The organism is Ruegeria sp. HKCCD7181, from assembly GCF_057221055.1.
Genome location: NZ_JBWVBC010000001.1, coordinates 346,524 through 372,458 on the forward strand (window position 1 = coordinate 346,524; position 25,935 = coordinate 372,458).

The following is a 25,935-nucleotide window of genomic DNA, read 5'->3' on the forward strand; positions in this document are numbered from 1 at the left end:
TCCCAAGGCCGAAGGCGCCGCCCGTTGTATTTGTTGATGACCCGCCCTCGCGCCGCCTCGGAGAGGTTCGTTGCGCAGCTGCCGACCCGCACCAGGTCGCGGGTGAAGGTCATTCATTCTCCGCTGATCGAGATCAAACCGATGCAGGTTCAGGCTGACATGAGCGGCGTGAAAGGGCTGATCTTCACATCGGCAAACGCTGTGAATGCGGCGGCCTCGATGGGCGTGGATCGAAGTCTGCCGGCCTTTTGTGTCGGGCCTGTGACGACCGGAACCGCAGTAAATGCCGGGTGGAAGGCGCAGATGGGTGGCGGGACGGCGGAAGAACTGATTGCTGCCTTGCTGCAACTCAGACCGCAAAGCCCTTTGATGCATTTGAGGGGTGAACACAGTCGTGGGAATGTAGCCGAGCGGCTGACCGAGTCGGGTCTGACAGTGCTTGAGCAACCGGTTTACCGGCAGAACCTGCTGCCATTTTCCGACGAAGCCCTGGAAGCAACCACGGGCGACGCCGCGGTTCTTGCGCCATTGTTCTCACCTCGCACGGCGCGACAATTTGCCGATGTTTGGTCGGGAACAGCGCCATTGTGGCTGGCGGCAATCAGCGATGCGACCGCTGAACCCCTTGAAAATCTGGGTTACAGCCACCTGAAAGTCGCCAAGCAGCCGACGCCCGTAAAAATGCGGAAAGCCGTTAAAAAGCTTGTGAAACTTGCGATGCGGGTTGAGAGCGCGCCAAGCGCGGATTAACTTGGACTGGTTCGTAGTTCAGGTGTTTTTGGAATCGATAAGGGGAATGTGACGGTGGCTGGCAAGAAGAAGTCCGATCAGGAGCCGGTAGAGAACCCTAATCCCGACGCGGTGGTTCAGGATGAATCTGTCCAACCCGAGACGGAAGACGTCGATACGTCCCTTGACGCGGCGGGGCCCGTCGAAGAGGTGATTTCCGAAGCCGAAGCCGAAGCCGAAGCCGAAGCCGAAGCCGAAGCCGAAGCCGAAGCCGAAGCCGAAGCCGAAGCCGAAGCCGCGAATGTCGAAGAAAAAGTCATCGAACGCAAAGTGGAAAAACGTGGCGGATTCATACCAGCTCTGATTGGCGGTGCAGTTGCAGCAGCAATCGGATTTGCGGCGGGAAATGCCGGGCTTTTTACCAATGACTCCACGGCCACGGACGCGATTTCCGCGCTGGAGGCGAAACTGGCCGATCAATCCGATGAGATCGCTAAGCTGTCCAAGACCCTCTCAGAGAACCCGGACCTGTCCAGTTTGTCGGATCAAGTCACGACCCTGTCGAACAAATTGACGCCTTTGGAAAGTGAAATCGGGGGCGTGAAGTCCAGCTTGGATACTCTTTCAGGTAAAGTCGATCCTTTGGCCGACCGTTTGAGCGCGCTGGAAAAACGACCCATTTCCGAAGGCGCATCGCCAGAGGCAGTGGCGGCGTATGAAGCCGAACTGAAGAAGCTTCAGGATTCGCTGGCCACGCAACGTGCCGAAGTGGAAAAGATGGTCGCAGATGCACAGGCGTTGGAATCCAAGGCGGCTGCCGATGCTCAGGCCGCCGCCAACGGGGCCATCCTGTCCCAGTTGGTCGGAAAGCTGGATGCTGGCCAACCCTATTCTGATCTGCTGTCAGAGTTGCAAGCCGGTGGAGTGACCGTGCCCGACGCTTTGTCTGCTCCGGCAGACAAAGGGGTTGCGACGATCTCTGCCCTCAGCGCGTCGTTCTCACCAGCTGCCCGCTCTGCACTTGCTGACGCACGAGACGCGGACAAGGGGACCGGGCTGGTTGCGTTCCTTCAGCGCCAAACTGGTGCGCGGTCAGTAACACCTCAGGACGGTGACAATCCGGACGCAATTCTGTCACGGGCTCAGGCGGATCTAGCGGAAGGGAATGTTACAGCTGCGCTGAATGAACTCAAATCATTGCCTGAGGCCGCGCAGTCTGCGATGGCCGATTGGGTGCAGACGGCCCAGGCACGGGCCGCCGCTGTTGAAGCCGCGAATGCGCTTGTTTCAAGCGTGAACTCGAACTGAAGGACCTGCCATGCTGTGGTCATTGTTAAAGATCCTTGTTTTTGTTGCGATTATCGGCCTGCTGGCCATGGGTGCAGGGTTTCTCATGGAGTCCAGCGGCGGCGTTCAGATCACCGTAGCGGGCACGGAATATACGTTGGGGCCACTGCAATCAGTGATCGCTTTAGGCGTGCTGGTTGTTGCCGTTTGGCTGTTTTTCAAGTTGCTCAGCCTGCTGGTTGCGACGCTGAAATTCCTCAATGGCGACGAAACTGCCCTGTCGCGCTATTTTGACCGCAGCCGGGAGAAGCGCGGCTATCAGGCGCTGGCCGATGGGCTGATGGCTTTGGCCTCGGGCGAGGGGCGCGCGGCCATGACCAAGGCCAACAAAGCCGAAAAGCTGCTGAACAAGCCGGAGCTCACCAACCTTCTTGTGGCGCAGGCGGCTGAGATGACGGGCGACACGAAAAAGGCATCCGAGACTTACAAGAAGTTGGTCACGAACAACGCAACCCGTTTTGTCGGGGTGCGCGGCATCATGAAACAGAAGCTGGCAGAAGGCGATGATGAGACTGCGCGCAAGCTGGCCGAAAAGGCATTGTCGATCAAACCGCGCCATGAAGAAACTCAGGATGTGCTGCTGAATCTGCAAACCAAGGCGCAGGATTGGGCCGGCGCGCGTTCGACCCTGACATCCAAGCTAAAGTCAGGATACCTGCCGCGCGACGTGTTTAAACGTCGCGACGCCGTTCTGGCCCTGTCCGAGGCCAAGGAAATTCTGGACGAAAGCGCTACGGTCGAGCAACAGGAACATGCGATCGAGGCCAACCGGCTTTCTCCTGATCTGGTTCCTGCTGCGGCCATGGCCGCACGTGCTTATATTGCCAAGGGCAAGCTGCGCGCCGCGACCAAGATCCTGAAAAAAGCGTGGGAGGTTCAGCCGCATCCCGATTTGGCCCATGCCTTTGCCGAAATTGCGCCCGATGAATCCGCTGAGGACCGGATCAAACGGTTTACTGCACTGACGCGCGTTCACCCAGAAAACATGGAAACCCGCCTGATTCTGGCCGAACTGAATATTGTAGCCGAGGACTTTCCCGAGGCGCGCCGCGCCCTAGGTGACATTGTGGAAAAACAGGGCGATGCGCGGGCCTACACACTGATGGCGGCGATCGAACGGGGCGAAGGCGCTTCTGATGCTGTGGTGCAGGGGTGGCTGGCACGTGCTCTCAACGCGCCGCGTGGGCCGCAATGGGTCTGTGACAATTGCCATGACATTCAGGCTGAATGGGGTCCGGTTTGCCAGAACTGCCACAGCTTCGACACGCTCAGCTGGCAAACACCGCGAACACCGGAAATCGCAAGTGCAACGGGTGTTCATATGTTACCGCTGATCGTCGGTGCGCTGGAGGACAAGGCTGAACCGGAAGACGTGGAAGAGGTCGAAGACGTGATCGAAGCCGATGCCGCTCCGGTCGAAGAAGTGGAAAAGCAAGCTTAACGCGCGGTCTCGACGTTGAACGCGTCATTCCACAATTTGAACAGTTCGGCCCGCCGGTTTTGATCTCTGGCCACCAGCAGGGCCGGAGACAGCGGGATAAAACGGCGGGCGCTGGGTGCCAGACCCGTCTCGGTTGCGTCCAGCCGCGCGACCAGCCCCGCAGTTGCCAGCAGGTCCTGAGCGTGTGCCGACAGCAGAAAATCCAACAGTTGTGTTGCGGCCTGCGCGTTGCGGGCTTGCCGCGGGATCATGTAGGCGCGCGACAGGACAAGCGTGTAGTCTTCAGGCAGGATTACACCCAGACCGGGCGCGTTTGCGTTGGCGACGTAAGATCCTAAAACATTGTACGCAATCAGAAACCGCCCCTCGGCCACATCTCGGATGATTTCAGCGGAACAGCAGGTGGCAACGGCATCAATGCGGGCAAAACCTTCGATCAGCGACCCGAATGTCGTGGCTTCGAGGCTGTCGCCATAGGCGAAGAGATACCCTAACCCCGAGGCTGCGATGTCATACGTCGCCACACGCCCGCGTAGCAGCTCGGGCTGTGTGCGCATTGCATCCAGCAGCGCAAAGCGGTTGCGGGGCACGCTGTCGTCCGGCAGGCGATCCTTGTTGTAAACGATGACTGCAGGTTCAGTTGTGATCCCCCACAACTCATCCCGCCAACGTCGGGCATGTGGCAGAGCATTGGTCGCGTCCGAAGAATACCGGGTCGCGCAGGCTGAATTCACCAGCCACACCATTTGCTGAACAGCCGAGGAAAACACCGCATCCGCTGCGCCCTCACCAGTTTTACAGACGGTTTTGCTGTGCTGGAACAGGGCGTTCGATCCCCATTGCTCATAGCTGATGGTCAGGTCGGGGTTCAGGGCTGCGAATTGCTCCATCACCGGGCGGATAATGACGATGTCCGTGGTCGAACGGATTAGCATCTCCTCAGACCCCGTGCCGAATTGTGCGACGGCTTCCTGCGCGCGGGTTTGATGCGGCACCAGCGGAAGCAAAAACAAGCTGCAAAGGACCAAAAGCCGGATCATCATACCCTCGCGCCTGCTGCTGGAAAGCTCAGGGCGGCACGGAAGCCGCTTTCCCCGCGCGTCATTTCAACCTTGCCGTCAAAAGCCTCGGCCGTGGATTTGACAATGGACAGGCCAAGCCCTGAACTGTCCTCGCCAGAGGCGGAGGTACGGTTGAACCGGCCGCCCAACTGTTCGGATATCGACGTATCCGGTCCCGCTCCACGATCGTGCACCCACAAAACCGCACGCCCGTCCAAATGATCGGCGCCAATGCTGACTGGTGGTATGCCGTGCCGCAATGCGTTGCCCAGCAGGTTCTTGGCCGCCTCGCCAATGGAAAAGGCATCTGCATTCACCATCACGGGGTCTTCGCCAATCTCGAGCCTCACCTCGACACTCGGTGCGATCAGCTCGTGGTCGCGCTGTTCGAGTATGTCCAGCGCTACTTCGCGCAAATCCACCGGACGACGCGGAGCGCTGTCGATGCGGTGGATGACCATGGCGCGTGACAAGAGCTGGTCCAGCAAAGCGCCAAGTGATCGCGTGCGCCCCAACAGACGTTCCAACGCGCGCTTGCGAGCCGGAGCGTCGGGGTCGTCCTGCGCGATTTCGGCCTGCACCCGAATGGCAGCAACGGGTGTGCGCAACTGGTGCGCGGTGTCCGCGATCAGATTGCGCATCGTGTCCACCTGTCGGTCCAATCGACCCATAAACCGGTTCATCGCGCCCAGCATGACCTGCAATTCATGCGGCAGCCCGTCGCTGGCCATGGGGGTCAGGTCGTAGGGGTCGCGGCGGGTCAGATCGTCCGAAAGCGCCTCGAGCGGGCGTAGCGCGGAACGGGTGACGAACCACGACATGACCAGCAGCAATACCCCGGCGATCCCCATAGGCAACAGAGCGTCGCGCATCAGGCCGGCTGTCATCGACTGCCGCGCATGCAAGGTTTGGCCGACTACAATTTCAACCTCTCCGGAAAAATCGCGCTCGGCAAACAGGCGTGTCACCCGTACGAACCGTGCGGGTTCACCGTTAAGGTCCGCCGCGAAATACAGAGGCGCCGTGCCTGCCTGGTCCGGAGCTTCAATGATTGTGTCTCGATCCAGCCCTGTGATGAAACGCCCTCCGGGCGCAAGCACCGCGTAATAAATGCGGTCTTCAGGCGCCTGAGCGAGCAATTCAAAGGCAGACACGGGCAAGTCGACGACAGGCAGGCCATCTTGAATTCGAATAGATTCGGCGATGTCGCTGGCCGCGCCCAGCAACAGGCGGTCATAGGCTTGTCGCGCCGCCAGTCGCCCGTTGGCCCAGATTGACAAAGCAACCAGCAACCCGCCCAACACAAGGATGAGGATCACTGCGCTGAGCACGCGTGCTGTCAGGCTATGTGGCAGATGCAACCTAGCCATTCAGACCGATCCGATACCCCACCCCGCGTTGCGTGGTGATTGAAACCTGACTACCGGTAAACTTCTTGCGCAGTCGTGCGATATATAATTCGATCGCGTTCTCACCGACATCAGCATCTTCGAACCCATAGAGAGAGTCGTAAAGCCTTGATTTTGATAGGTATTGCCCCTCATGTCGCATCAGCGCATCCAGAACAGCGGCCTCGCGCGCCGTCAGGTTCAGACGCTTTCCTCCCAAAGTGGCGCTACGGTCCTTTGGGGCGTAGATTAGGGGGCCAAGTGTAATTTGCTCGCTTTTGCGGTCCGCGTCACGACGGACCAGCGCACGCAGCCGGGCCTCAAGTTCGCGCTGATCGAAAGGCTTGCCCAAATAGTCGTCAGCGCCTTTGTCCAATGCGGCGACCCGATCTTCGACCGCGGTCAGGGCAGTCAGCATCAGAACAGGTGTCCGGTCGCCCGAGTTTCGAATTTTCCCGAGGAAACTCAGACCTGACCCGTCAGGCAGATTGATATCCAATAGAATGGCGTCATAGCACTGGACCGCGCAGAAATCACGGGCCGACTCAACCGTTGTAGCCAGGTCGCAGACAACACCGGACCGGGCCAAGTGCGCCACCACACCCTCGGCCAGATCCTCGGCATCTTCGATCATCAAAACACGCATGGGTCCCCCGCAAACCAACGGTCACCGGTGTGACAGGTTCGTGACAGCATTATTCGTTAAAGAAAATCAACCTGCAAGGAAGGGTCTGCGTGCCCGATCTGTGCAGGGACCGGTTTCGGCTGCGCAAAAGTAGCCCAAAAAGACCTGAGGAGGAGGAACAAATGAAACTGTTTGGAACCAGTGGCGCGATTGCTGCTGCCGTTTTTGCCCTGTCCGGCTTTGCCGCAAATGCACAGGAAAACCCTGAATGTATCGCGCCAGCGAACCCGGGTGGCGGTTGGGACTTTACCTGCCGGCAGGTGGGCAAGTCGCTGCAGGACCTAGGTCTGATCGATCAGACCATGCAGGTCGTGAACCTGGCCGGCGGCGGCGGTGGTGTCGCTTTCGCTGAGGTGGTCAATAAGCGTGGCGAGGATGACAGCCTGATCGTTGCAGCCAGTGCCGCCACTGCGACGCGTCTGGCGCAGGGCGCGTATCCTGGCAATACCATGGATCAGGTCCGTTGGCTGGCAGCCATCGGTGCGGACTATGGCGTAATTGCCGTCGCCGCGGACAGCAGTGTTAACACGCTGCCCGAACTGTTGGACCAGATCAAAGCTGACCCGACATCTGTTTCGGTCGCTGGCGGCTCGGCCGTGGGCGGTTGGGACCACCTGAAAGTGCTGATTGCGGCAAATGCCTATGGCATCGATGATGTGCGTTCAGTGAAATACATCGCCTTTGATGGCGGTGGCGAGGCCGTTACCCAGCTGCTGGCTGGTTCGGTTCAGGCTTTCACCGGCGATATCTCGGAAGCCAAAGGCTTCGTTGATTCTGGTGACATCAAGGTGATCGCGGTGCTGGCACCCGACCGTCTGCCGGGTGAATTCGCAGATTTCCCGACAGCCAAAGAACAGGGTATCGATGCAATTGGTGCCAACTGGCGCGGATTCTACGCACCCGGTGGTATGACCGACGCGGCATACGGTGACTGGGTCGGCAAGATCGGTGACCTATACGCTTCGGACGAATGGAAAACGGTAATGGCTGCCAACGGCTTGGCGCCGCTGGACCTGCAGGGCGAAGACTTCCAGAACTTCGTGGCCGAATCCGTTGGTCAGATCCAGACCATCTCGAAAGAGATCGGGATCATCAAATAACCACAACAATCGTATGTGTCCGGGTGCCGTTCTGACCAATGGCTCCCGGATCACCATCTTTACCCGAATAATAGGAGACACCGATGAGTGACCGCATCTTCGGGGTCGTCGGAATACTTCTCGCCATCGGATTCGCTATTTCCGCGCTTGCGATCGAAGAGAGCTTTCTTTCCGATGCCGTTGGACCCAAAGCTTTCCCTCTGATCATCGCCGCAATTCTGGGTCTGTCCAGCGCAGTCATCGCTTTGCGCCCGGATGCCGAGCCGCAATGGCCTGCCCTTGGCCGCCTCGTCGAAGTTGGAGCGGCCGTGGTCGTGATGATCCTCTATGCCGAGTTTTTGCCGGTTGTTGGTTTTGTCATCGCGACCGCGTTTGCTGCGGCGTACCTTGCTTGGCGGCTGGGTTCCGGCCCGCTGGAAAGCATTTTCGTTGGCGTTGGAACGTCCTTGGGCATCTACGTAATCTTCCATCTGGTTCTGGGCCTGTCGCTGGCTCGCGGACCTTTGGGTTTCTAAGGAGGGGATCATGGAAACTCTGGCATCCCTCGGAGACGGTTTCGCCATCGCGCTGACGTGGCAGAACCTAATGCTGGCCCTGCTGGGCTGTTTTCTGGGCACGATCATGGGCGCGTTGCCCGGTCTGGGCCCGTCAAATGGCGTGGCCATACTGATCCCGCTGGCGTTTACGCTGGGGTTGGGGGCAACGCCCTCGCTGATCCTGTTAACCAGTGTCTATTACGGGGCAATGTACGGGGGGCGGATCTCGTCGATCCTGCTGAACATCCCCGGGGATGAGCCCGCCATGATGACCTGTCTCGATGGTCATCCCATGGCCAAGAAGGGTTTCGCGGGCGAAGCGTTGTCGCTTTCAGGTATCGCATCATTTGTAGGTGCGTTTCTGGCTACCTGGGGCTTGATTTTCCTCGCGCCGCAGCTGGTGAAGATCGCGCTGTTGTTCGGCCCCGCCGAATACTTCGCGCTGTTTGCTCTGGCTTTCATGACCTTGGGCGGTGTGTCCTCGACCAATCAGGCCAAGTCGGCTTTTGCTGCCGCACTGGGCCTGGGATTGGCAACCATCGGTGTCGATACACAGACAGGTGTTCCGCGTTTCACCTTTGGTGAAGTTCATTTGTATGACGGTCTGGATTTCCTTGTCGCCATCGTGGGTCTGTTTGCGTTGTCCGAAGTGTTCATCTTCCTTGAGCACCGCCACGGCGGATCGGATGCTGAAGGTCGTAAGTTGAACATTGGTCGTTTGTATCCGCCGATGTCGATGATCAAGCAGTGCACACCGACAATGCTGCGTACCTCTTTCCTTGGCTTCCTCGCCGGTGTTTTGCCTGGGGCGGGGGCCTCGCTGGGGTCGTTTATCTCGTATTCGATGGAAAAACGGCTGGTAGACAAAGAAAATACCTTTGGCACCGGTGATCCGCGCGGCGTGGCCGCACCCGAGGCCGGGAACAACGCCGCCGCAGGTGGCGCGTTGGTGCCTATGCTGGCGCTGGGCGTGCCAGGGTCGGGCACCACTGCCGTGTTGTTGGCGGTTTTGCTGGCTCTGAATATCACACCTGGACCGCTGCTGTTCACGCAGAACCCGGACGTGGTCTGGGGCTTGATTGCGGCTCTGTTTATAGCCAATTTCATGCTTCTGGCGATGAACATCCCAATGGTTGGCTTGTTCACTCGTGTCTTGATGGTCCCTTCACGCATCCTGATGCCGGTTGTGGCCATGGTCAGCTTTGTGGGCATCTACGGCATTTCGGGCTCCAGCTTTGATCTTCTGGTGATGATCGGGTTCGGCGTCATGGGCTGGGTTCTGCGCAAGCTGGACGTACCGCTGGTGCCGATCATTCTTGGTACGTTGCTGGGTAACTCGATGGAGAACAACCTCCGCCGTGCTGTCACCATCGACAATGGCAACTGGTGGACCCTAATCGACAGTCCACTGGCGATTGCCCTGTGGGCGATTGCCATCATCGGCTTCGTTCTACCCCTGATCGTGGGTGCACGGGTCAAGGCCAAGATGCATCAGCGCCGCGACGAGGAAGGCGCGATCAGCGACTAGATTACTCTAGCTTGCCACCGCCCGCCGGGTATTCTGCGGGCGGTGGCAATACAAAAACTATCATTCAGCCAGCAACGACTTCCTGACGCTGCACGCCCAATCCATCGATGCCCAATTCCATTCTGTCGCCCGGTCTCAGGTATACCGGTGGGTTCTGCCCCATGCCTACGCCCGGAGGCGTCCCGGTTGAGATCACATCGCCCGGTTGCAGTGACATGAATTGCGACAAGTGCGAGATCACTGTTGCCACCCCGAAATACATCGTTTTGGTCGAGCCGTCCTGATATCGCTGCCCGTTTACCTCAAGATACATCGGCAGGTTTTGCGGGTCCGCGACCTCATCTCGTGTGACCAGCCACGGGCCAATCGGACCGAACGTATCTGCCGATTTACCCTTTACCCACTGGCCCGAGCGGTGCAGCTGAAAGTCACGTTCGGACAGGTCATTAATCACGCAATACCCGGCCACATGGTCCATCGCCTGCGCTTCCGAGACATATTTGGTCGCTTTGCCGATAACGACGCCCAGTTCAACCTCCCAGTCCGTTTTGACCGAGCCCCGCGGGATTTCGACAGTGTCGTTGGGTCCGATGATAGCCGAGGTTGCCTTGAAAAAAATCACCGGCTCTTGCGGCAGTTCCATACCGCTTTCTGCCGCGTGGTCAGCGTAGTTCAGGCCGATGCAGATGAATTTACCGACCTGTCCAACGCAGGCGCCAATCCGGGGATCACCCTCGACCAATGGAAGGCTGTGTGGATCGATCTGACGCAGTTTGGCCAGACTTTCATCGCTCAGCGAATCGCCCGAGATGTCATTCATCACACCGGACAGGTCGCGGATCGCACCATCACTGTCTAGAAGACCGGGTTTCTCCGCACCCGCAGCACCATAGCGTAGAAGTTTCATTCAAGGGTCCTTTTCCACTCAGATCGTCCAGCCGCCGTCGATGGCAAAGGGCTGTCCTGTTGTGTATCGGCTGGCGTCGCTGGCCAGATAGAGAGCCAGTTCCGCAATCTCGTCCGCAGTACCGATCCGACCCATCGGCTGACGGGCAATGAAATCAGTCATGGCCTGATCATAATCCCCGGTGGCGCGCAGTCGATCATGCAGGCTGGGGCTGTCGACAGTCCCCGGGCAGATCGCATTGCAGCGGATGCCTTGTGTCACATAGTCGGATGCAATCGATTTGGTCAGGCCGATCACGGCCGCTTTTGAGGCGCAGTAAGCGAACCGGTTCGGCACACCCTTTATCGACGATGCGACCGAGGACATGTTGATGATCGATCCGCCACCATTCTCCAGCATTCCCGGCAGGGTCAGCCGGATCAGCCGGTACATCGCCTTAACGTTCAGATCGAAACTGAAATCCCAATCGGACTCTTCGCATTCAAGGATCGAACCCGAAGCCACATAACCGGCACAGTTGAACAGAGCGTCGAGTACCGGCAGATTATCCACCGCCGCTCGCACGGCATCGGCGTCTGTAACGTCAAGTTTTAAGGCGCTAACGCCATCGATTGCGTCCAGCTCGACCAGAGAAGCATCGTTGATGTCGCTGGCAATTACTTGGGCGCCTTCGGCGGCGAAAAGTTCGGCTGTGGCGCGGCCAATGCCCTGACCCGCAGCGGTGATCAGGGCAGTTTTGCCGGACAGCCGGTTGGAGGGGTTGGATAACGCCATAACTGTCCTCATACTTTCTCAGGCAAAAGATCTGCGGGAATGTCCTGATAGCAGACCGGGCGCAGGAAGCTGCGAATTGACAGGGTTCCGACCGATGTAGTGCCGAAGTTGGTCGATGCCGGTTGGTGACCGCGAAGAACCATGCTGTCGTAGACCTCGACCTCGGTGGGAAAGCCGCTGGCCAGCAGGCGATCGGCCTTGCGTTCCAGGACAGGCTGCAACGCACGGGCGGCGTCACGATCAGCGTCGCCCATGTGAAGGGTGCAGGTCAACTGACCCTCGACTGCGCGGGCGTCGATCTCATCTGCGATTGCGTGCAGCGGGGCGGCACGTTCAGCGCGCGAAGACCAGCCGAACGTGGCAAAGGCGTCTTCTGCCGCCGTAACGGCCGCGTCTACATCCGCCGGCGTGCCGATGGCAAAGTCATGGCTAGAGCCATGGGCAGGGTCCGAGGAAAAGGTGGTTTCCGAGCCAACCCAATTGCCTGCGATCTGGTGTATTCCGGTCAACATTTGCAGGTCTTTCTTAAATCAGGCCGCGATGGGCAATGTTTCGCATCAGGTGGGAAGCCCCGAACTGCCACTCGGGGCATTCGGTGGACAGTCGCACCGTGTTGGTCAGTGCGCCCAGCTGGTCATTTGCAATTGTCACGATATCTCCCAGTTTGTGGGTGAACTCGCCGTCCGGTGTATCGCGGTCTTGTGTGGGTGCAAAGAGGGTTCCCAGAAACGGCATCAGCCCGTCAGGGTATTGGTGATGCCGCCCAATCGTTTGTCACGCCAGATCATCGCGTTGGGCAGTGGCGGCTGGATGACGCGTGCTATTCCCCAGTGCCCCGTGGGCATCGGTTATGAAACCTCCACAGGAACCATCGATGCGGTCATGGGTGAAGAAGTACCGCCGCTGATCGACACCGGGTTCAATTATAATGATGTATCCTACGTCAGCGACCGCAAGATTTCCGCTGCTCTGTCCGTTTGAGACTACCAGTCACGGATGAATAGCCCGCCCTTTTGGCGGACCAGTTTTTGCTCTTGAAGGAGGTTAAAGCGCCATTGCTAATTATCCCAGTTTAGGTGTTCTCAACAGCCATCCGGTGATTGACAACGCTACGCAATTAGCAACTATCAGCCTGTTTCAACTGACATGCGGTGACAGGGCGATGCCTGTACCGGAGGTTGGAACACAAGTTCCTGTTCAAGTAATTTACGGCCAAAAAGCCGTAGCTAGAGGGCAATACATGGCGACTCAAGGCAAGATGGCAGCGGTTCTTCTGACCGGTCATGGCGGACTGGAAAAACTGGACTATCGCACTGATGTGACGATTCCCGAACCGGGCAAAGGCGAAGTGCAAATCCGTGTGACTGCAGCGGGGATCAATAACACCGATATCAACACACGGATCGGCTGGTATTCCAAAGTCGTGACCTCCGACACGGAATCGGGTGGTGCTGAAGGGTTCGACAAGGTGGATACCGACGATGCCAGCTGGTCCGGCATTCCACTGACCTTCCCGCGCATTCAGGGTGCAGATGTCTGCGGCTACATCACTGCGGTGGGAGAGGGCGTAGACCCGGAACGGATTGGACAGCGTGTTCTGGTGCAATCAATCCAACCGATCCGGGAGGCAGATCCGTTTACGTGCATCACCTATGGGTCGGAACTTGACGGCGGGTTTGCCCAGTTCGCCATCGCCAAGTCTGAATTCACACATGCCGTGCGCTGCAACTGGTCCGATGCCGAGCTCGCATCGATCCCCTGCGCCTATTCTACCGCCGAAAACATGCTGCATCGCGCATCTGTCGGGGCCGAGCGGGTCTTGATCTCGGGCGCGTCCGGCGGTGTCGGATCGGCAGCCGTTCAGTTGTGCAAGCGACGCGGTGCTTTTGTCATCGCGATGTCCTCGGCAGCCAAGGCGGATGAAGTGCACGCGCTGGGCGCGGATCAGGTGGTTGACCGGGATGCGGATCTGGTGGGTACACTGGGTGCCGGGTCTGTCGATGTGGTGATCGATTTGGTGGCTGGCCCGCAATGGCCTTCGTTTCTGGATGTTTTGCGCCGAGGCGGTCGCTATGCCACCGCCGGTGCGATCGCCGGACCGATCACACAGCTTGATGTCAGGTCGCTGTATCTGAAGGATTTGTCTCTATTCGGATCGACCTATCAGGCGGATGAGGTTTTTCCGAACCTTATCTCGTATATCGAAGGTGGTGAAATCCGCCCCGCTTTGTCTGCCACTTACCCCTTGGCCGAGATCGCCCAGGCGCAGGAAGATTTCCTGGCAAAGAAACACACAGGCAAACTGGTTTTGCTGCCGCCCGAGACCACACCATGAAGATCAGCCGCATCGAGCTTTATCAGGTGGAGCTGCCTTATTCAGGCGGGGTTTATCTTCTGTCCGGAGGGCGTGAGTATCACGGCTTTGACGCCACGATCGTTCGCATGGAAACGGATACCGGATTGGAAGGCTGGGGAGAAAGCACGCCTTTCGGGTCGACCTATATCGCCGCACATGCCCGCGGCGCTCGCGCCGGGGTCGAAGAAATCGCGCCCTGCCTTCTGGGCCGTGATCCCAGACAGCTGGACCGCATCAATGACGCAATGGACGAGGCTCTGGTCGGGCACAATCACGCCAAGACTGCGCTGGACATCGCGTGTTGGGATATTTTCGGAAAGTCGGTCGACCTGCCGGTTTGCGAGTTGTTGGGCGGATCAACCGGCCACCGCATGCCGGTCATATCCTCGATCTATGCCGGTGATCCCGAAGACATGCGTGCCCGCGTTGCGGATCACCGGGCCCGTGGATATCTGGGCCATTCCGTGAAGATCGGAGCGTTGGATTCCGAAGGCGGCCCGGCGCTGGATGCAGAACGGATTTCGGCCTCGCTGGCGGACCGGCGACCGGGCGAATACTTCATTGTGGACGCCAATGGCGGTATGATCCCTGAGACCGCCCTGCGGATGCTCAGGTTGCTGCCGGAGGGTCTGGATTTCGTTCTTGAAGCCCCGTGTGCGTCATGGCGCGAAACGATCTCTCTGAGGCAGCGGTGTAACGTGCCGATTATTGTTGACGAGTTGGCGCAGCAGGATCAGGACGTCACTCAGATCGTTGCGCAGGACATCGCGGATGGGATCGGGTTGAAAATCTCGAAAGCAGGCGGCCTGACGCGCGGGCGCAGGCATCGCGATATCTGCCGGTCCGCAGGGCTGACAATCAGCGTTCAGGACACGGTTGGTTCGGCCATCGCCTTCGCGGGCATCGTTCATTTGGGCGCAACCGTCCCGGAACGTTATCTGCGTTGCGTGCTTGATTGTCGCGACATGGTCAAACTGGAAACCGCTGCGTTTGATGCGCCGGTCGTCGACGGTGGCGTGTTGGCCCCGCAGGTGCCCGGTCTGGGATTGACTGTAAAGACCGAAGCCCTCGGGGCTCCGGTCGCAACGTGGTCATAGTAGCATCGGGCCTGTCTCAGGCCCGGGCAACCCGGCACCAAACGGCGTCGTGATCGGACAATGGTTTGCCCTCTTCAGTCAGAGAGGACACGCGTCTTTTGTCCGAACAGATAAATCCGCGTGTGCAGAACCAGTCCAGACGCATCTGTCGGGTTGGATGCGGGGTGATCAGGCTGGGCCGCGTGGTCATGCCCTCGGGGGAACAGGCCCAGTCATAACCCCTGTTTTCAGCGATTTGAAACAAGGTTTCGTCCCGCCAGTCAAAGTCTGGGGGAATGTGGTTTCCGGTGTTCAGGTCTCCGCCGATAATCACCGGCATATCCGGGGCAAATTGGTCCATCATATCCAGCAGCGCATCAAACTGCGCAGCGCGATGAGCCGCGCCCGAGTTGCTCTCCAGGTGGGTCGAGACGACACAGACCGGGCCACTCTGACCTGGCAGGATCGCAGCCAGAGCCATTCTGCCTCCGACCCGAGGTTGCTCGGGATCGCCCGCGCCTTCGGTCATGAACCAGTGCCCATCTTCGTCCAGCCGCAACATCGCCAGCCGTTCAAACGGGACCGCGCTGAGGATGGCGTTGCCGTGCCAACCGCGGGCGTTGAAATCGTCGGTGCAATAGGGTCGCTCGGTCGGACCGCCAAGACCCAGTTCATGAAACTCGACCCCGTAGGCGTAGGTCATGCCCAAGGCGTGGGCCATATCTTCGGTCGTGTGGCGCTGAGATGTTCTGGCCATCCCATGATCCATTTCTGACAACAGCACAACCTGCGGCGCGAAAGGGGCGATATGGTTGGCGCTTTCCTCAGGGAACAGACAGCGTTCGAGATTCCAGGCCACAACCGAAATCTCATGCGGCAGAGCGGTTTCCTGAGTTTCACCACCCGTCTGCAACAGGTTCATCGCGGGTAAATCAGCCAGCAATGCGCGGTGGGCCTGCGCGGTACGCGGCGCAGCCAGAATGCGCTGGCGCTCGGCTTCCGAGACCAGCGGCAAAGTCGAAACAGCGTGGGTCACAGGCGTTTTCCGGTCTCAGTTGCAAACAGCGACGCTGCGCCGGGTTTGACCGACAAGTTGGCCGGGCCGGGTGAGACTTCGGTATCCTTGCCTACGTGTACGGTCAGTTTTTCCTGCCCGATCGAGGCGTGCAACAGGCGGTGAGCGCCCAGCTCCTCGATAATGTCGATCGTGATGGACAGCGGTCCGGCCGGGTCCAGCAACAGGTCTTCGGGTCGGATGCCAAGGGTCACCGGGCCATCGGTCGGCGCACCTTCGGTGATGTGGGTGTCGGCAAAACGCACTGCGCCACCGCTGGCTTGCGCGTTCAGCAGGTTCATCGGCGGCGCACCCATGAAGGCCGCTACAAAGGTCGACGCCGGGGCGTGGTAGACCTCGGCCGGGGTCCCGATCTGTTCGATCTTGCCGCTGTTCATGACGATGATGCGGTCGGCCATGGTCATGGCTTCGACCTGATCGTGGGTGACGTAGATCGAGGTCACGCCCAGACGTCGTTGCAGCGCCTTGATCTCGATCCGCATCTGGTTGCGCAGCTTGGCGTCCAGATTCGACAGCGGCTCGTCAAACAGGAACAATGCAGGGTCACGCACGATGGCCCGGCCCATCGCCACCCGTTGCCGCTGACCACCCGACAGTTGTGAAGGCTTGCGGTCGAGATATTCATCAAGGTTCAGCAGCGCTGACGCCTCGGCCACCTTGCGGTCAATTTCACCTGCCGGAGTTTTGCGGTTCCTCAGGCCGTAAGCGATGTTCTTGCGAACTGTCATATGCGGGTAAAGCGCATAATTCTGGAACACCATCGCGATATCGCGGTCGGCAGGATCGACATTGTTTACCTCACGCTCGTCAATGCGCAGAGTACCTTCGGTGATGTCTTCGAGCCCCGCGATCATGCGCAGCAAGGTGGATTTGCCGCAGCCGGATGGACCAACCAACACCACGAACTCGCCATCGTCGATGTGGAAGCTCGACGGCGTGACGGCCTCGAACCCGTTGGGATAGAGTTTGCGGATAGAGTTCAGGGAAACCTGAGCCATAGGTAGTATTCCTTACTTGTCGGATTCCGTAAGGCCCTTGACGAACCAGCTTTGGAAGAAAATGACGACGAAGACCGGTGGGATGATGGCGATGAATGCCAGCATGTTTGCGCGGCCGTATTCGGGGATGTTGGTACCCTCAAGGTCCTGCGTGATCTGCTTGATCCCGCGGACAAGAGTGAACATGTCTTCTTCGGTGGTGATCATGGTCGGCCACAGATACTGGTTCCAGCCGAAGACGAACATGATGATGAACATCGCGGCGATCATCGTCCGGCTGAGCGGCACCAGTATGTCGATAAAGAATTTGACAGGTCCCGCACCGTCGATACGAGCGGCCTCGACCAGCTCCTCGGGGACCGAACGGTAGTATTGCCGGAAAAAGAACGTCGCCGTGGCCGAAGCGATCAACGGAATGATCAGACCCTGATAGGTGTTCAGCATACCGAGTTTCTGGATTACTTCGTATGATGGCAGGATACGCACCTCGAGCGGCAAAAGCAGCGTGGTGAAGATGATCCAGAACGCCAGCGTGGCGAACCGCAAGCGGAAATAGACGATGGCATAAGCTGCCATCATTCCGATCACGATTTTACCGACTGCAAAACCTATACCAAGGATGAACGAGTTGATCAGCATGCTGGTTCCGGTGTTCTTGCCGGAAAAGCCCGATGCTTCGAACATGGCCTTATCGAAGTTGGGACCCAACTGATCGCCGATCTGCAGGGTCGGGCCGGTCTTGATGACCTCGACATCCGGCATGGTGGTCATCTGCAGCAGCACGATCAACGGCAGCAGCATGAACAGAGAGCCAAGGATCAGCACCAGATGGTCGCCGATATCGCTCAACCGGACCCCGCGCTTGGATGCGGTCGGGGTCGAGGTCTCGACGCTTTGGGCGGTATGAACATGTGTCATGGCGAAACCTCAGGTATAGTGGATACGACGTTCGACCAGCCGGAACTGGAAGACGGTCAGGGCCAGGACCAGCACCATCAGGATAACCGATTGCGCCGACGAACCACCTAGGTCGTTGCCGCGGAACCCGTCCACATAGACCTTGTAGACCAATGTCATCGGGTTGTTGCCCGGCTCGCCCTTCACCAGCGTATCAATGACGCCGAACGTGTCGAACAGAGAATAGGTGATATTGATGATCAGCAGGAAGAACGCGGTCGGCGCCAACAGTGGGAAGGTTACATCCCAGAAGCGACCCATGGCCGAGCCATTGTCGATCAAGGCCGCTTCGCGCACGGAGCGCGGTATGGATTGCAAGCCAGAAAGGAAGAAGATGAAATTGACGGGCACCTGTTTCCAAACCGAGACGATGATCATGGCAGATGCCGTGTCGAAGTAGTTGACGCCCAGCTTGAAGTCCCAGCCGAATTTTTTGACAAATTCGGTCAGGGGCCCCCAGCTTTGGTCGAACATGATCAGGCCGATGAATCCAGCAACCGGAGGAGCGACCGCGTAGACCCACATCAGCAGTGTTCGATAGCTGCGCGCGCCGCGAATGACCTTGTCCGCCTTGACGGCCAGCAGCAATGCCAACGCAAGTGAAAAGAACGTGACCAGCAAGGTGAAGATCACCGTGAACCATGCAATGCGGCGGTATTCGGAATTTGCCGCCAGGTCGGTGTAGTTGTCAAAACCAACGAAGGTCGACCCAAATCCGAACGGGTCCTGCAAGAACATAGACGATTGGATCGCATGTGCTGCGGGCCAATAGAAGAAGACCGCAATGATTATCAGCTGAGGCAGCAGCAACAGAATTGGCAGCCATTTCGTGTCAAAGCCTGCGCGCTTCATGCGGGCCTTCCTTTCATTTAATAAGGGCGGCGACCACAGATGCCTGCGGCCGCCGCGCCCGTTCAGGATATCAGATTACCCTTGGGTTTTCGAGAAACGCTCGAGCAGCTGGTTGGCTTCGGTCTCGATGTTCTGGAATGCATCTTCAACCGAGGTTTCGCCGGTCAGGATGCGGCCATACTCACGGTTCATCACGTCGCGGATCTGAACATAAAAGCCCATGCGATAGCCTTTGGTGTTGTCACCGGCTGGCAGCGACAGCTGGTTGATGCCGATCTCGGCGGCGGGCATTTTTTCATAGTGACCGTCGGATTTGGCCAGCTCATACGCAGCTTCGGTGATCGGAACGTAACCGGTTTCCTTGTGCCAGAAATACTGGGTTTCAGGCGAGGTCAAGAATTCGAAGAATGCAGCTGTGGCTTCGTTTTCCTCGGCAGGCTTACCCGCCATCGCGAACAGAGCGGCGCCACCGATGAAGGTTTGCTTGGGCTCAGTCGTTACCGCTTCCCAATAAGGCAGGTAGGTGGCCGAGAATTCGAACGGCAGGTCTTTCTTGGACAGGCCGCCGAAGGAACCGGATGAGCCCAACCAGATTGCAACTTTGCCTTCTTCGAACGGTGTTTGGTTGTCACCCCAACCGGTGCCGAACCATTCGAAATAGCCGTTCTTCTGCCAGTCCTGAACAGCGTTGAAATGCGCCTTGATGGCATCGTTGTTCACCAGAATCTGCGTGTCGACGCTGTCATAACCGTTGTTGTTGGTGGCAAACGGCAAGTCGTGGCGCGACATGAAGTTTTCGGTGAAGATCCACGGCAGGTGCGACTGCGACAGGCCAGTATATCCGGCCTCTTTCAGTGCGGGCGCGGTGACGGTCTGGAACTCTTCCCAGGTTTTCGGCGGGGTCACACCGGCTTTTTCCAGCGCATCCACATTGTAATACATGATGGGCGAGGACGAATTGAACGGCATTCCGATCATTTTGCCGTCACTGTCCGCGAAGAAATAGCGCACGCCTGAGATATAGTCTTCGATGTCGAAGGTCACGCCATTGTCTGTCAGCAGGTCCTGAACCGGGATGGTTGCACCCTTGGCGCCAATCACAGTAGCGGCACCGGCGTCGAACACTTGCAGGATGTTGGGCTGTTCACCAGCGCGGAAGGCAGCAATACCGGCCGTCAGGGCTTCTTCGTAGGTACCTTTGAACACTGGGGTGACGACGTATTCGTCCTGGCTGGCGTTAAAATCCGCAGCAATCTGGTTAACGGTTTCACCAAGTGCACCACCCATCGCGTGCCACAAGGTGATTTCGGTTTCCGCATATGCTGCGCCGGACAGCAGCGTCGCGGCTGCGGCAGTGGCGAGAGTCAGACGAGTCATTCTGTATCTCCGATCAAAGAAGCCCTGAGGGCATTTTGGGTTGATTTGGCCCGCAGTGACCTGCGACTCCAAAAGGTAAGCACGTGATTCCACGCCGAACTACTGAGCTAAACCTTTGAAAAAATTAATGGTTTTCAGCTCTGTTTTTCTTGCATGAACTCTGCACACGTGTTCACATACAGATGCACTGTAACGCGGCTGTGACGAATGTGAAGTATTTTAACGACATCGTACAAAAGACTGTGAGCATTTGAGATGAAACCCAAGACCGGAACTCGGACGAAACGGGTTACTGCCGAGGACGTGGCGAAACTGGCCGGATCTTCCCGTTCGGCTGTGTCGCGTGCCTTCACCCCAGGCGCTTATCTGAATACCGAAAAACGTAAGGCGATCCTGAAGGCAGCCGAAGAGCTGGGCTATCGCCCGAATGCACTGGCCGCCAGTTTGCAGGCAGGTGGATCGAATCTGGTTGCCATCTTCGTCGGTGAAATGCCCAACGAATACGATCAGGAGGTTCTCAGACACCTGACGACAGGGCTGTGCGGTGCGGGCCGGTGGCCCATCGTGATCGGCGGTACCGAAGATACATCTCGCGAGGCGGTTTCGAATGTGCTGCGCTATCCGCTCGAGGCGATCATCCTGCGGTCGGGTAGCCTGAACGAAGATATTGTGGAATCCTGCGGTAAATTGAGCATTCCGGTCATTTCCAGCGGTCGGCTGCTGAATGCGCCCGGGGTCGACAATGTGAGCTGTCGCAACGCCGAGGGAATGCGGCGCGGAACGGATGTGTTGCTGGACAAAGGACGAACCAGATTTGCGTATATTGGCGGGCCTGCCTATTTTGGCTCGTCACAGTGGCGGCGAAAAGGGCTTTGCGCGGCCCTGTCGGCCCGAAGCCTGTCGCTGATTGCCGAAGAAACCGGCGATTTCACTGTCCAAAGTGGATATGACGCTGCCGGTCGGCTTTTACTGTCAGCCTCAATGGATGCGTTGGTTTGTGCAAATGATGCCATGGCAATCGGGGCGATGACAGCGCTGCGTGAAAGCGGACTTAGGGTTCCCGAAGATGTCTCGGTGCTGGGATTCGATGACATAGCTATGGCCGCTTGGCCCGCGTTTTCGCTGACCACGTTGCGCAACCCGATCCCGGAACTGGTTGAAGCGGTGATCGGTTTGTTGGACCGCCGCGCAGAAGATCCCGGCAAGCCCGAGGAAGAAGTACTGTTGGATCCCGAGCTAATCCTACGTAGCAGCCACTAATTGGAAAGCTTCGGCATAATGCCGAAAATACCGCCGTTATGACGCAAATGTCCGTGATTTCGTCAAGATACACGCTGCTTTTCGAACAGGTTTTCCTCCATATTCAAGAAAAACGGATAATGGAGGCACGTTTTGAACTGGAATGTTTGTGTCGTTGGCGCCGGTAAAATCGGACAGATGATTGCGACCCTGCTGAAGGGATCACCGAACTACCGAGTGACTGTAGCGGATCATGACCTGAAGGCGTTGGGCGAGATCGCCAAGATGGGCGTGGGCACTAAACAAATCGACGCCAAAAACGAAGAGGGGCTGACCGCAGGTCTGGCCGGTTTTGATGCAGTGATTTCAGCCGCGCCGTTTTTTCTGACGCCGGCCATTGCCAAGGCAGCCAAAGAGGCAGGCGCGCATTACTTCGATCTGACCGAAGACGTGGCCGCAACGAACGCCGTGCGCAAGCTGTCAGAAGACAGCGATACGGCCTTTATGCCGCAATGTGGACTGGCGCCGGGCTTTGTCGGCATCGCGGGGGCTGCCCTGGCAGCGGAATTTGACGAAATCGACAGCCTGCATATGCGGGTTGGTGCACTGCCGCTCTACCCGACCAACGCGTTGAAATACAATCTGACATGGTCGACCGACGGCCTGATCAACGAGTATTGCAATCCCTGTGATGCCATCGTGAACGGTGAACTGGTCAAGACCGCTCCGCTGGAGGATTACGAAGTTCTGGGCCACGATGGTGTGGAATACGAATGCTTCAATACCTCGGGCGGTCTGGGCACTTTGCCTGAAACGCTGGAGGGCAAAGCGCGCGCCGTATCCTACCGCTCGATCCGGTATCCGGGCCATTGCGACATCCTGAAACTGTTGCTTCGTGATCTGGGGCTGGAACGCCGTCGCGATCTGTTGAAAGAGATTTTCGAAGCCGCATTGCCGCGCACCGATCAGGACGTTGTGCTGGTCTACTGCACGGCCAAAGGTAAGATCGAAGGCGAATTGCGCGAGAAGTCCCTGATCAACAAATCCTTTGCGCGAGAATTCAACGGACAGGTCTGGAGCGCCATTCAGGTCACGACTGCAGCAGGTGTGCTGGGCGTGGTCGATCTGGTGCGCACCGGGGCGCTGCCATCCAAAGGGTTTGTCCGGCAGGAGCAGGTGAAACTTGCCGACTTCCTCAATACAGAATTTGGCCAGCTTTATCGTGCTGGTGATGTGACCCAACAGAACAAGGCGGCCTGAGATATGAAAGACGTAGTGATGACAGCTGAAGCAACCCTTGCGAAATTAGATCTCACTCAAGAGGAACTGACCGGCGGCACACTGCGGGTGACCTCACCCATCGATGGCAGTTTGCTGGCCGAAGTACATGAGACCCCTGTCACTGACATGGACGCCATCTTTGCCCGTGCCAAAGCGGCGTTCAAAGAATGGCGGGTTGTTCCCGCCCCACGGCGTGGTGAGCTGATCCGGCTGCTCGGTGAAGAACTGCGCGCCGCCAAGGATGACCTGGGTGCGCTGGTCAGTTGGGAGGCAGGCAAGATCACGTCCGAAGGACTGGGCGAAGTGCAGGAGATGATCGATATCTGTGACTTCGCTGTCGGCCTGTCACGCCAGCTTTATGGCCTGACCATCGCCTCCGAACGCCCCGGCCACCGGATGATGGAGACCTGGCATCCCGCGGGTCCGGTTGGCGTGATCTCGGCCTTCAACTTTCCTGTTGCGGTCTGGTCGTGGAACGCCGCTCTGGCGCTGGTCTGTGGTGATCCGGTGATCTGGAAACCGTCCGAGAAGACGCCGCTGACAGCGATGGCCTGTCAGAAAATCTTTGAGCGCGCGCTGGCGCGGTTTGGTGATGCGCCGGACGGCTTGCTGCAAACCCTGATTGGCGGGGCGGCGCTGGGCGAGGCGCTGGTGGCCAGCGAGGATGTCCCGGTGATCTCGGCCACCGGGTCGACCCGCATGGGCCGGGCGGTAGCACCGATCGTGGCGCAGCGGTTTGGCAAATGTATTCTGGAACTGGGCGGCAACAATGCGATGATCGTCGGTCCCTCGGCCGATCTGGAAATGGCGGTGCGCGCGATTGTGTTCTCGGCCGTGGGTACCGCAGGCCAACGCTGTACCACGCTGCGTCGCCTGATCGTGCATAAATCGATCAAAGGTGAACTGGTTGCGCGTTTGAAAAAGGCATATGCGGGGCTGCCGATCGGAGATCCGCTGGCCGAAGGCACACTAATTGGTCCGTTGGTGGATGAAGCATCCGGGGTTGCGATGACATCCGCACTGAAGGCCGCCGAGGCCGAGGGCGGCACTGTTTTCGGAGGCAATCGTGTGACCGAAGGTGTTCCTGCAGGCGTCTATATGGAACCGGCGATCGTCGAAATGCCCGGACAAACCGAGACGGTGAAAACCGAGACCTTTGCTCCGATCCTTTATGTGATGGGGTACGACGATTTTGATCAGGCGCTGGAAATCCAGAATGATGTACCGCAAGGCCTGTCCTCTTGCGTGTTCACCCTGAACATGCGTGAGGCGGAAAAGTTCCTGACAGCTGCCGGTTCGGATTGTGGGATCGCCAACGTCAATATCGGCCCGTCGGGTGCCGAGATCGGTGGAGCCTTCGGCGGTGAAAAGGAAACTGGCGGGGGGCGTGAAAGCGGCTCGGACGCGTGGAAAGCCTATATGCGTCGTCAGACCAATACTGTGAACTACTCGGCCGAACTGCCGCTTGCACAAGGCGTCAAGTTCGATATCTGACCCCTATGACCCGGCGGTGTCCGACAAAGTCGCCGGGTCTTAATCCGAGAACAGGTATTCCAACTGCATGATGGCCTGCGCCTTATCGGTGGCGACCCCGAGAAACTTGGCGACTGCGATTTCGTTGTCGGCCTTTGGTGCCGACTGACGCAAACGCAAGTACCCATCGAACCCTGCGCCCCGGATCTGCTCGGATTCATAGGTGATATCGTTACGGATGGTGGGCAGCAGGCGCTCGACCGTCCGGACGGGGCTGGCCTCTCCGGCCAGACCAACGCGCCGCGCGTGACCGATCAGATAGTCGTCGGAATAATCACACTCGATTTCAAGCACATGTGTCCGGGCCTGATCCGCGCAAAAGTCTTGAACAATGTCCAAATTCGACGGATCCAGGCAGATCACCAGCCGATCCGAATTGAAGTGGTCAAACAACATCTGCACAAGGGCCCGGCGATGACGAGAACGTTTGGTTAGGGTCGTTTCGATCCCCCCCAGATCAGGCAGGGGTGTTTCCAGTTCATTGAACAGATACTCGACGCAGGGAATATCGGTTTCAGACACGATCTGACCGACCAGCCGCTTGGCCACGTGCCATTTTTTGCAGACGATCAAATATAAGTCCCGCTCAGATCCGAGCGTGTTCGCGGCCTCCCAGAACCGTCTTGCATAGCGCCGCCCGACACGCCCCCGACCGCTGAGAAAACTGTAGAGGTTGCGCCCTTCGTCCGATACCTGAAACGTGATCCCTTCGCTGGCGTATAGCTTACCAAGCCGGTCTTTTAGCTCATGCGCCTCGGCGCTGATCTTCCGCGCAAAGATGTAGTCCTGACCCAGCAACATATCGTAGTGGTCGTTATAGAACGTGACCGGCATCCCGTAGTCAGAGAACATCAAGAACGTCAGCGTGCGGTTTTCGATTTCCGCTCTTGGGATCAGGTGTCGGACCAGCGTTTGAAAAAAAGTTTCATCTGGGATCCAAGTGGTCGAGAAAAACCGAACCACATCCCGTCTCTGGCGTAGAAAGGCGAGAATCATCTCGATCGTCTGGCGGCGCAGGCACCACCACTGGCTACCGATCATGACTTGTATGTCCGCAGGTATCTCTCGGGTCAGGCCCAAACGCTTTTGCATTTCATAGGCCGCGTAGAACCGGCGGCTCTGGGTGCGTTCGTTAAAATAGTGGCGATAGATCAGCCGGTCTTCTTTCATACCGGTCTTGATCCAGTTGCTTTCGAAGAAATCGTAGCTTTCTACGAAATCCTTGTCGTTCTCATCGAGAAATCGATGGGTGTATTCCGCTGTCTTGATTGCCATGCAATCGCCGGACAACATGTAGAAATGCGTGGCGCGGGGAAAGGCCTCGACCGCTGCCTGAATCGCGTAAAGTGTTGCCTGAACCAGAGACCATTCCCCCCAGCCGCATTTGGTCCGGTTGGAGGCGAGGGTAACATTTGGATTGTCATTCAGCGCGTCACGAATACGCGCATAGTCTACTGCCCCGGCGCGTGCATCGAAATGGATGGCCATGCAGTCGCCGGCAGCGGTCAGTTGCTCTGCCTGCGCGATGATTGCGTCAGGGTTTTTGTGGCACAACAAAATATAGGCAACCTTTGCCATAGAGGTCCGCAATTCCCGTTTCTGCTCGTTTCCAACCGTGATACTGAGGATGAACGATTGAATAAACAGAATTTTTTTGGTTCTTTTACATCGAATGCCGGAGTATCGGCCTGAGAC

General features: G+C 58.0%; 25 protein-coding genes. 12 read left to right on the forward strand and 13 right to left on the reverse strand.

Features of this window, described 5'->3' with window-relative positions; genetic code table 11:
- Positions 1 to 36: 36 nt before the first annotated feature.
- From AC2TCY_RS01745 to AC2TCY_RS01755, 3 genes are read left to right on the forward strand one after another with little or no spacing between them, the layout of a single operon-like run.
- Positions 37 to 750, forward strand: coding sequence for a uroporphyrinogen-III synthase (locus AC2TCY_RS01745; RefSeq protein WP_480845061.1), 714 nt, complete (start codon positions 37 to 39; stop codon positions 748 to 750).
- Positions 751 to 804: 54 nt separating this feature from the next.
- Entirely contained in the window at positions 805 to 2,037 is a 1,233-nt protein-coding gene (locus AC2TCY_RS01750; protein ID WP_480845062.1) for a COG4223 family protein, read from the forward strand.
- Positions 2,038 to 2,047: 10 nt separating this feature from the next.
- On the forward strand, positions 2,048 to 3,517 hold the full coding sequence (locus AC2TCY_RS01755) for a heme biosynthesis HemY N-terminal domain-containing protein (RefSeq protein WP_480845064.1): 1,470 nt from the start codon (positions 2,048 to 2,050) through the stop codon (positions 3,515 to 3,517).
- Here AC2TCY_RS01755 and AC2TCY_RS01760 read toward each other — a convergent pair.
- From AC2TCY_RS01760 to AC2TCY_RS01770, 3 genes are read right to left on the reverse strand one after another with little or no spacing between them, the layout of a single operon-like run.
- Entirely contained in the window at positions 3,514 to 4,557 is a 1,044-nt protein-coding gene (locus AC2TCY_RS01760; RefSeq protein ID WP_480845482.1) for an ABC transporter substrate-binding protein, read from the reverse strand. The two genes, AC2TCY_RS01755 and AC2TCY_RS01760, sit on opposite strands and share 4 nt — an antisense overlap.
- Complete coding sequence (locus tag AC2TCY_RS01765; protein WP_480845065.1) at positions 4,557 to 5,948, reverse strand: sensor histidine kinase N-terminal domain-containing protein; 1,392 nt, start codon at positions 5,946 to 5,948, stop codon at positions 4,557 to 4,559. Before AC2TCY_RS01765 ends, AC2TCY_RS01760 begins: the two co-directional genes overlap by 1 nt.
- Positions 5,941 to 6,612: a response regulator transcription factor gene (locus AC2TCY_RS01770; protein ID WP_480845066.1), complete on the reverse strand. Its 672-nt coding sequence runs from the start codon at positions 6,610 to 6,612 to the stop codon at positions 5,941 to 5,943. Before AC2TCY_RS01770 ends, AC2TCY_RS01765 begins: the two co-directional genes overlap by 8 nt.
- Positions 6,613 to 6,773: 161 nt before the next feature.
- Here AC2TCY_RS01770 and AC2TCY_RS01775 point away from each other — a divergent pair, with 161 nt between their 5' ends.
- From AC2TCY_RS01775 to AC2TCY_RS01785, 3 genes are all read left to right on the forward strand, one after another.
- On the forward strand, positions 6,774 to 7,751 hold the full coding sequence (locus AC2TCY_RS01775) for a Bug family tripartite tricarboxylate transporter substrate binding protein (RefSeq protein ID WP_480845067.1): 978 nt from the start codon (positions 6,774 to 6,776) through the stop codon (positions 7,749 to 7,751).
- 83 nt (positions 7,752 to 7,834) lie between these two features.
- Positions 7,835 to 8,266 carry a tripartite tricarboxylate transporter TctB family protein gene (locus AC2TCY_RS01780; RefSeq protein WP_480845068.1) on the forward strand — a complete coding sequence of 144 codons (432 nt, stop codon included), beginning with the start codon at positions 7,835 to 7,837 and terminating at the stop codon, positions 8,264 to 8,266.
- A 10-nt stretch (positions 8,267 to 8,276) separates the two neighbouring features.
- On the forward strand, positions 8,277 to 9,815 hold the full coding sequence (locus AC2TCY_RS01785; protein WP_480845069.1) for a tripartite tricarboxylate transporter permease: 1,539 nt from the start codon (positions 8,277 to 8,279) through the stop codon (positions 9,813 to 9,815).
- A 64-nt stretch (positions 9,816 to 9,879) separates the two neighbouring features.
- Here the strand turns inward: AC2TCY_RS01785 and AC2TCY_RS01790 are convergent, their stop codons facing one another.
- The 4 genes from AC2TCY_RS01790 to AC2TCY_RS01805 are packed head-to-tail and all read right to left on the reverse strand — an operon-like array spanning position 9,880 to position 12,231.
- Entirely contained in the window at positions 9,880 to 10,722 is an 843-nt protein-coding gene (locus tag AC2TCY_RS01790) for a fumarylacetoacetate hydrolase family protein (protein WP_480845070.1), read from the reverse strand.
- Between the two features lie 18 nt (positions 10,723 to 10,740).
- The gene (locus tag AC2TCY_RS01795; protein ID WP_480845072.1) at positions 10,741 to 11,496 is read right to left on the reverse strand and encodes an SDR family oxidoreductase; all 756 of its coding nucleotides are present in this window, start codon (positions 11,494 to 11,496) and stop codon (positions 10,741 to 10,743) included.
- A gap of 8 nt (positions 11,497 to 11,504) precedes the next feature.
- Entirely contained in the window at positions 11,505 to 12,008 is a 504-nt protein-coding gene (locus tag AC2TCY_RS01800; RefSeq protein WP_480845073.1) for an aldehyde dehydrogenase family protein, read from the reverse strand.
- Positions 12,009 to 12,021: 13 nt separating this feature from the next.
- Positions 12,022 to 12,231, reverse strand: coding sequence for a hypothetical protein (locus AC2TCY_RS01805; protein ID WP_480845074.1), 210 nt, complete (start codon positions 12,229 to 12,231; stop codon positions 12,022 to 12,024).
- 21 nt (positions 12,232 to 12,252) lie between these two features.
- Here AC2TCY_RS01805 and AC2TCY_RS01810 point away from each other — a divergent pair, with 21 nt between their 5' ends.
- From AC2TCY_RS01810 to AC2TCY_RS01820, 3 genes are all read left to right on the forward strand, one after another.
- Complete coding sequence (locus AC2TCY_RS01810; protein ID WP_480845075.1) at positions 12,253 to 12,477, forward strand: hypothetical protein; 225 nt, start codon at positions 12,253 to 12,255, stop codon at positions 12,475 to 12,477.
- A gap of 259 nt (positions 12,478 to 12,736) precedes the next feature.
- Entirely contained in the window at positions 12,737 to 13,831 is a 1,095-nt protein-coding gene (locus AC2TCY_RS01815; protein WP_480845076.1) for an alcohol dehydrogenase family protein, read from the forward strand.
- Positions 13,828 to 14,949 carry a mandelate racemase/muconate lactonizing enzyme family protein gene (locus AC2TCY_RS01820; RefSeq protein WP_480845077.1) on the forward strand — a complete coding sequence of 374 codons (1,122 nt, stop codon included), beginning with the start codon at positions 13,828 to 13,830 and terminating at the stop codon, positions 14,947 to 14,949. The genes AC2TCY_RS01815 and AC2TCY_RS01820 overlap by 4 nt, the downstream gene beginning before the upstream one ends.
- Before the next feature lie 16 nt (positions 14,950 to 14,965).
- On the opposite strand, the gene AC2TCY_RS01825 is transcribed toward AC2TCY_RS01820, so the two are convergent.
- From AC2TCY_RS01825 to AC2TCY_RS01845, 5 genes are all read right to left on the reverse strand, one after another.
- Positions 14,966 to 15,964, reverse strand: coding sequence for an endonuclease/exonuclease/phosphatase family protein (locus tag AC2TCY_RS01825; RefSeq protein WP_480845078.1), 999 nt, complete (start codon positions 15,962 to 15,964; stop codon positions 14,966 to 14,968).
- The gene (locus AC2TCY_RS01830; protein ID WP_480845079.1) at positions 15,961 to 17,001 is read right to left on the reverse strand and encodes an ABC transporter ATP-binding protein; all 1,041 of its coding nucleotides are present in this window, start codon (positions 16,999 to 17,001) and stop codon (positions 15,961 to 15,963) included. Before AC2TCY_RS01830 ends, AC2TCY_RS01825 begins: the two co-directional genes overlap by 4 nt.
- Positions 17,002 to 17,013: 12 nt before the next feature.
- Positions 17,014 to 17,919, reverse strand: a complete 906-nt coding sequence (locus AC2TCY_RS01835; protein ID WP_480845080.1) for an ABC transporter permease subunit — start codon at positions 17,917 to 17,919, stop codon at positions 17,014 to 17,016.
- Positions 17,920 to 17,928: 9 nt separating this feature from the next.
- A complete protein-coding gene (locus AC2TCY_RS01840) occupies positions 17,929 to 18,810 on the reverse strand; it encodes an ABC transporter permease subunit (protein ID WP_480845081.1) in 882 nt (293 codons plus the stop codon).
- Positions 18,811 to 18,885: 75 nt separating this feature from the next.
- On the reverse strand, positions 18,886 to 20,187 hold the full coding sequence (locus AC2TCY_RS01845) for an extracellular solute-binding protein (RefSeq protein WP_480845082.1): 1,302 nt from the start codon (positions 20,185 to 20,187) through the stop codon (positions 18,886 to 18,888).
- A gap of 255 nt (positions 20,188 to 20,442) precedes the next feature.
- Here AC2TCY_RS01845 and AC2TCY_RS01850 point away from each other — a divergent pair, with 255 nt between their 5' ends.
- From AC2TCY_RS01850 to amaB, 3 genes are all read left to right on the forward strand, one after another.
- Positions 20,443 to 21,447 (forward strand): LacI family DNA-binding transcriptional regulator, encoded by a 1,005-nt coding sequence (locus AC2TCY_RS01850; RefSeq protein ID WP_480845083.1) that lies wholly within the window; start codon positions 20,443 to 20,445, stop codon positions 21,445 to 21,447.
- Between the two features lie 132 nt (positions 21,448 to 21,579).
- Positions 21,580 to 22,686 (forward strand): saccharopine dehydrogenase family protein, encoded by a 1,107-nt coding sequence (locus AC2TCY_RS01855; protein WP_480845084.1) that lies wholly within the window; start codon positions 21,580 to 21,582, stop codon positions 22,684 to 22,686.
- An 18-nt stretch (positions 22,687 to 22,704) separates the two neighbouring features.
- Entirely contained in the window at positions 22,705 to 24,201 is a 1,497-nt protein-coding gene (gene amaB, locus AC2TCY_RS01860; protein WP_480845483.1) for an L-piperidine-6-carboxylate dehydrogenase, read from the forward strand.
- Between the two features lie 39 nt (positions 24,202 to 24,240).
- On the opposite strand, the gene AC2TCY_RS01865 is transcribed toward amaB, so the two are convergent.
- The gene (locus tag AC2TCY_RS01865; RefSeq protein ID WP_480845085.1) at positions 24,241 to 25,818 is read right to left on the reverse strand and encodes a DUF5928 domain-containing protein; all 1,578 of its coding nucleotides are present in this window, start codon (positions 25,816 to 25,818) and stop codon (positions 24,241 to 24,243) included.
- Between the last annotated feature and the right edge of the window lie 117 nt (positions 25,819 to 25,935).

Excerpts from the sequence above, each read along its gene's own strand:
- AC2TCY_RS01835 (WP_480845080.1), bottom strand. The coding sequence starts at position 17,919 with ATGACACATGTTCATACCGCCCAAAGCGTCGAGACCTCGACCCCGACC.
- AC2TCY_RS01815 (WP_480845076.1), top strand. The coding sequence starts at position 12,737 with ATGGCGACTCAAGGCAAGATGGCAGCGGTTCTTCTGACCGGTCATGGC.
- AC2TCY_RS01780 (WP_480845068.1), top strand. The coding sequence starts at position 7,835 with ATGAGTGACCGCATCTTCGGGGTCGTCGGAATACTTCTCGCCATCGGA.
- AC2TCY_RS01810 (WP_480845075.1), top strand. The coding sequence starts at position 12,253 with ATGCCGCCCAATCGTTTGTCACGCCAGATCATCGCGTTGGGCAGTGGC.
- AC2TCY_RS01795 (WP_480845072.1), bottom strand. The coding sequence starts at position 11,496 with ATGGCGTTATCCAACCCCTCCAACCGGCTGTCCGGCAAAACTGCCCTG.
- AC2TCY_RS01785 (WP_480845069.1), top strand. The coding sequence starts at position 8,277 with ATGGAAACTCTGGCATCCCTCGGAGACGGTTTCGCCATCGCGCTGACG.
- AC2TCY_RS01845 (WP_480845082.1), bottom strand. The coding sequence starts at position 20,187 with ATGACTCGTCTGACTCTCGCCACTGCCGCAGCCGCGACGCTGCTGTCC.
- AC2TCY_RS01830 (WP_480845079.1), bottom strand. The coding sequence starts at position 17,001 with ATGGCTCAGGTTTCCCTGAACTCTATCCGCAAACTCTATCCCAACGGG.
- AC2TCY_RS01800 (WP_480845073.1), bottom strand. The coding sequence starts at position 12,008 with ATGTTGACCGGAATACACCAGATCGCAGGCAATTGGGTTGGCTCGGAA.
- AC2TCY_RS01840 (WP_480845081.1), bottom strand. The coding sequence starts at position 18,810 with ATGAAGCGCGCAGGCTTTGACACGAAATGGCTGCCAATTCTGTTGCTG.
- AC2TCY_RS01770 (WP_480845066.1), bottom strand. The coding sequence starts at position 6,612 with ATGCGTGTTTTGATGATCGAAGATGCCGAGGATCTGGCCGAGGGTGTG.
- AC2TCY_RS01765 (WP_480845065.1), bottom strand. The coding sequence starts at position 5,948 with ATGGCTAGGTTGCATCTGCCACATAGCCTGACAGCACGCGTGCTCAGC.
- AC2TCY_RS01745 (WP_480845061.1), top strand. The coding sequence starts at position 37 with ATGACCCGCCCTCGCGCCGCCTCGGAGAGGTTCGTTGCGCAGCTGCCG.
- AC2TCY_RS01865 (WP_480845085.1), bottom strand. The coding sequence starts at position 25,818 with ATGGCAAAGGTTGCCTATATTTTGTTGTGCCACAAAAACCCTGACGCA.
- AC2TCY_RS01755 (WP_480845064.1), top strand. The coding sequence starts at position 2,048 with ATGCTGTGGTCATTGTTAAAGATCCTTGTTTTTGTTGCGATTATCGGC.
- AC2TCY_RS01805 (WP_480845074.1), bottom strand. The coding sequence starts at position 12,231 with ATGCCGTTTCTGGGAACCCTCTTTGCACCCACACAAGACCGCGATACA.
- AC2TCY_RS01790 (WP_480845070.1), bottom strand. The coding sequence starts at position 10,722 with ATGAAACTTCTACGCTATGGTGCTGCGGGTGCGGAGAAACCCGGTCTT.
- AC2TCY_RS01820 (WP_480845077.1), top strand. The coding sequence starts at position 13,828 with ATGAAGATCAGCCGCATCGAGCTTTATCAGGTGGAGCTGCCTTATTCA.
- AC2TCY_RS01775 (WP_480845067.1), top strand. The coding sequence starts at position 6,774 with ATGAAACTGTTTGGAACCAGTGGCGCGATTGCTGCTGCCGTTTTTGCC.
- AC2TCY_RS01850 (WP_480845083.1), top strand. The coding sequence starts at position 20,443 with ATGAAACCCAAGACCGGAACTCGGACGAAACGGGTTACTGCCGAGGAC.
- AC2TCY_RS01760 (WP_480845482.1), bottom strand. The coding sequence starts at position 4,557 with ATGATCCGGCTTTTGGTCCTTTGCAGCTTGTTTTTGCTTCCGCTGGTG.
- amaB (WP_480845483.1), top strand. The coding sequence starts at position 22,705 with ATGACAGCTGAAGCAACCCTTGCGAAATTAGATCTCACTCAAGAGGAA.